Origin of the sequence: Paraburkholderia domus, assembly GCF_905220705.1 — a bacterium.
GTDB lineage: Bacteria > Pseudomonadota > Gammaproteobacteria > Burkholderiales > Burkholderiaceae > Paraburkholderia > Paraburkholderia domus.
Window position 1 is genome coordinate 1 of sequence record NZ_CAJNAT010000068.1, and the last position, 4,216, is coordinate 4,216.

Here is a 4,216-nt window from a genome sequence, read left to right on the forward strand (position 1 = left end):
CCGGCTGAACGACTACAACCACCGTCAGGCCGGTGTGTCGCTGCTCGTCGAGCAGAACGCGGCGCGTGGCGACAGGACGACGAACGCAGTTGATTATCGCTGGGGCGAGCACTACGGGACGCCCGAAGAAGGAAGGCGCATCGCGCGACTGCGTCATGAGGCGCATCTGGCGCAGCAGATCACCTTCGAGGGTAGCGGCAATGTGTTTGCGCTTGAGGCCGGTGAGGTGCTGAACCTTGACCAGCAGCTCTCCGATGCGCCACATGGCTTGTTCATCGTCTCTGTCTCATCCAGTGGTGGCCGCAAGCAGGCGTATTCGAATACGTTTACCGCGATTCCGTCTGATCGCGTCTGGCGCACGCCGGTTATTCCCGCGGCGCGGCCAGTCATCAACGGCATCCTGCCGGCACGCATCACATCGCCCGGGGACTACACGCGGGCGTACTTGACGGAGGAAGGCTGGTATGTGATCCGGCTGCCGTTCGACCTCGATACGTGGAGTCCGGGCGGCACAAGCCGCCCCGTGCGGCTTGCGAAGCCGTACAGCGGTGACAACTACGGTCATCACTTTCCGCTGATCGACGGCGCGGAGGTGGCGGTCATTCACACCGACGGGGATCCGGATCGACCCGTGATTATCGGGGCAATGCACGACAGCCTGCATCCGGATCTGGTCAACAACCTGAACCACACCCGTAACCTTATCCGTACCGCCGCGCAGAACGAGATGCGCATGGAGGACAGGGAGGGCCACGAGCACATCCACCTGACCACACCGTTCCAGACCAGTGAGCTGAATCTGGGGCACATGGTCGACGGCGACTGCAAGGAGCGGGGACAAGGCGCGGAGCTGCGCACCGACGAACACGTTGCCATCCGGGGCGCGAAGGGCGTATTCATTTCCGCCGACGCGCAGTACGCGGCGCAGGGCAGGCAACTCGCCATGCAGCCCGCGCAGGGTCTGCTTGAGCAGGCACTCGAACTGACTCAATCGCTGGCAGACGCAGCCAGGGCAGCGCAGGCAATTGCCGCGGATTACGAGCAGCAGAAGGCGCTGTTTGACGACACGCTGAAAGAACTCCAGCAGGCGGGTGTGTTGGTCAGCGCCCCGGCGGGCATGGGACTTGTGTCGGGTGACCATCTACAGGTGAGTGCTGGCGCAAACCTCATTGCCACGGCAGGAGGGCATGCGGATATTGGCGTGCTGAAGCGATTTACCGTAGCCGCGGGCGAGGCAGTGTCGATGTTTGCGGGCAAGCTCGGAATGAAGTTTTTTGCCGCGAAGGGCAAGGTGGAGATCCAGGCGCAGGGCGACGAGATAGCGCTGGCGGCGCTCAAGGATCTCACCATCACCAGTACCAATGGCAGATTGGTGCTCTCAGCGGCCAAAGAAGTCTGGATCGGCGCGGGCGGGTCGTACATCCGGATCAATGGTAACCGCATTGAGAACGGCACGCCGGGGGACATACGGGAGAAGGGCGCGTTTTGGGAGAAACAGTCTGCGGCAACCGACGAAGTCCCCATGCCTATCCTTGGCCAGCACCCCATATGTCTCGAGTGCTTGCTGAATGCGGCAACACACGCTTCACCTTTCCTGAGCCGCTAGTGATGGATGAACCGAAACCCTATGTTCTGGTGGATTGTGCCGTGGAAACGCCGGCCATCCATCACGCGTTGATACACCATGTTGAATCGGCAGACGTGCGGGCGCAGTGCTTGTTTGTCAATCAGCGCGAATCAGATTTGGCCCATGCCGCGCCGTGGTTAATTGACCTTCCTGAGTCCGAGGCTGCTTGCGAATTGACGACGTGGCTGACGCTGACCGAGCGTCGTTACCCAGCGATCACGCGGCTGGCCACGAAGGTCGACTTCGACGCCTTGTTCAAACATCTGGAGGCTCAGAGCAATCTGACGCTTCCTGACGGAAAGCTCGCCATGCATCGCTTCTGGGACCCACGCGCATGGTCGCGTCTTCAACGCGTTTTGAGCGTTGAGCAGCGCGTGGCGTGCATGGGCCCGGTGCTTGAGTGGAAAGTCGTGTTGAGAGGTAAGACGCATTGCGTGAGCCAATTCGACACGGAGCGCAACCTGCAAGAGCAAATCACCTATGTTGACGCTGACGCCTGAACAGTTCGCGATACTTTCGCTGCCCGATCCCCATGAGTTTGCCCCGCAGCTGGCTGCGGAGATACGCCGCGACTATCCAACGTTCGTGGTGAACATGGACGACACCGCGCTGACTCGCGAAGTCGAGCGCAGCTACAGGCATGCCAGTGAAACCTTGCGGATCACGCATCTACCGACGCTGGTCGAATGGACTCAGGCGGATGTCGCTTGGGCGCGCGGCATTCGAGGCGAGATGAACGTCGATCTATCGATTCGCAAAAGCCGCTCGCGGAACTTGACCGCGCAAGATCTTCTCTCGGGCATGAAGGCTGGAGCGGCCTGGCATAAGGAGGATCACTAATGGGCGCCATCGTCGTACCCGCGATCGAGGGGTTGGAGGTGCTGGTGTTGCGGGCTCTGGCTGCTCTAGGTGTGGGGCTGGCGATCGAAGAGGGCGCGAAGACTGGGTCAAAGGAAAAGACTTCCGATTGCGCCGAGTCTGCCGGTCAAAGTCAATGCAACCAGTGCAGGCTGCGGGACGGCTTCGTCGGTCAAGCGGTGGAACCACGGTATGTCACAGGTAAGACCCGCATCAACTATGACTACCAGTTGTACATCGCCAATCTATTTGCCGGGCCGGAGCGTTTCTTCTACGTCAAGTTCGGCGACACCGCCAATACAAGGATTGATCTGGGCGCGGAGACCACGAAGGATATGTTCGGTAATGGCGGCATCTATACCACCACCGAGTGGAGCTACGGCGGATTGTGGTTCGACGGTTTCTGGCGCAGCAGATGCACCGTAGTGGAAGCGAAGGCAAATTACGAACACATGTGGGGAGATGGCGGAGATGACAAACCGTGGGCTGAGGGTGTCGTCAGGGGATGGGTCGGTAAAGCGTTGCCAGCGCAAATAGCGGTCGTGCAGACGGCATCGCCTCAAGGGAAGTTGGAATGGCACTTTATGCAACTCATTCCGTATAGAAAAGCGATTGATTACGGCATCCCAACAACGATCGCGCGGCTAACGCCAATGCCTACTGCAAGGGTCTATTGATGAATATTCTGGTCTTCTTTTATGTCGAACCCACTGTTGTTGAATTCGAGGAAGGCTACGCGCGATTGGAGCGTCTTATCGAAGGCCTCAAACCTTCGATTCCGAACGTGGAGTGGTACGTCAGCCCGTCAAACCAACAGGAATCCAAACAGATATGGCCTGCGTTTTCGGATAAGCAACGGTTCCTTCGTCGACTTAGGAGCGATCGTGACGAGTCCATTAAGGCGTGGAGCGGTTATCCGGGCGGGTTCAGTGTCTTGCTGACGAGTGCCAAGGACGAAGAGGCGTTTGGCAAACCCAAGGGCCGATGCTTGTTGGACTTCGCGCCTGACCGCGGGCGCATCCGGCTCGAAGTTGTGCGACCGGATGAGGCGTGGCCTGACATTGACCTGAGCAAATGGACTAAAGGCGTTCTGAGTGCGGTAGCAACGGTGGAGTTGGTGCAATTCGCGAACGTCGATGTGGACGCCAAAAAGAAGACCGGCAAGGGATCGATAAGCTTTCGGTTTGACCATCGTACCTTTCCTCACCGCCAGTTCCTTGGGTGGATGGGTTTTGTTCCGAAGCTTGTCAAACCAGGTGACTTGCCGCAGGCCGCTGAGGTTATCCCTATGCCAGACCGACACGGCACTTTGGTGGTCGCGGTAGGAGAATTGTTTGACGTTCACAACCCCCGGCACATCCAGCAAGCACAGCAAGTGGAGATGCGACTCGTCGATCTGGATGCTCTGCCGGTCATAGACGACTCGCTCCTGTAGATAGCGTTGTGATTTTGGGTGTGTCGGGTTGTACGCAGATCTCAGGCTACGAAAGCCCCTTGCGGTGAAACAAGATATTTAGGCGAGCGATCAGCGTCGCGGGTTTTGATCTGTCGTCCCTTTGTCTGTGATGTTGGTGATTTTCCGGCGGACGATGCCGGTAAAGGAAAGTGTTCGTGAAATCGATGGTTCTGCCGTCCCAGGCGTACGAGGTCAAACTTGCGCCGCATCCGGCGCCGTTCTCGGTGCTGCAGTTCGAAGGCGATGAAGGCGTCAGCCGACTCTACCGCTATGAC

Annotated in this window: 5 protein-coding genes; all 5 read left to right on the top strand. The window is 58.7% G+C overall.

The features are described from left to right. The coding region (locus tag KHO31_RS38805; RefSeq protein WP_211626110.1) for a DUF2345 domain-containing protein at positions 1–1,606 on the top strand (1,606 nt) is incomplete at its 5' end. 2 nt (positions 1,607–1,608) lie between these two features. After that, entirely contained in the window at positions 1,609–2,127 is a 519-nt protein-coding gene (locus KHO31_RS38810; RefSeq protein ID WP_211626113.1) for a DUF4123 domain-containing protein, read from the top strand. Next, a complete protein-coding gene (locus KHO31_RS38815) occupies positions 2,108–2,467 on the top strand; it encodes a hypothetical protein (protein ID WP_211626115.1) in 360 nt (119 codons plus the stop codon). Before KHO31_RS38810 ends, KHO31_RS38815 begins: the two co-directional genes overlap by 20 nt. Next, complete coding sequence (locus KHO31_RS38820; RefSeq protein ID WP_201142415.1) at positions 2,467–3,162, top strand: Tox-REase-5 domain-containing protein; 696 nt, start codon at positions 2,467–2,469, stop codon at positions 3,160–3,162. The genes KHO31_RS38815 and KHO31_RS38820 overlap by 1 nt, the downstream gene beginning before the upstream one ends. Then, positions 3,162–3,920, top strand: coding sequence for an Imm52 family immunity protein (locus tag KHO31_RS38825; RefSeq protein ID WP_211626117.1), 759 nt, complete (start codon positions 3,162–3,164; stop codon positions 3,918–3,920). Before KHO31_RS38820 ends, KHO31_RS38825 begins: the two co-directional genes overlap by 1 nt. Positions 3,921–4,216 lie beyond the last annotated feature (296 nt).

Excerpts from the sequence above, each read along its gene's own strand:
- KHO31_RS38815 (WP_211626115.1), top strand. The coding sequence starts at position 2,108 with ATGTTGACGCTGACGCCTGAACAGTTCGCGATACTTTCGCTGCCCGAT.
- KHO31_RS38820 (WP_201142415.1), top strand. The coding sequence starts at position 2,467 with ATGGGCGCCATCGTCGTACCCGCGATCGAGGGGTTGGAGGTGCTGGTG.
- KHO31_RS38810 (WP_211626113.1), top strand. The coding sequence starts at position 1,609 with ATGGATGAACCGAAACCCTATGTTCTGGTGGATTGTGCCGTGGAAACG.
- KHO31_RS38825 (WP_211626117.1), top strand. The coding sequence starts at position 3,162 with ATGAATATTCTGGTCTTCTTTTATGTCGAACCCACTGTTGTTGAATTC.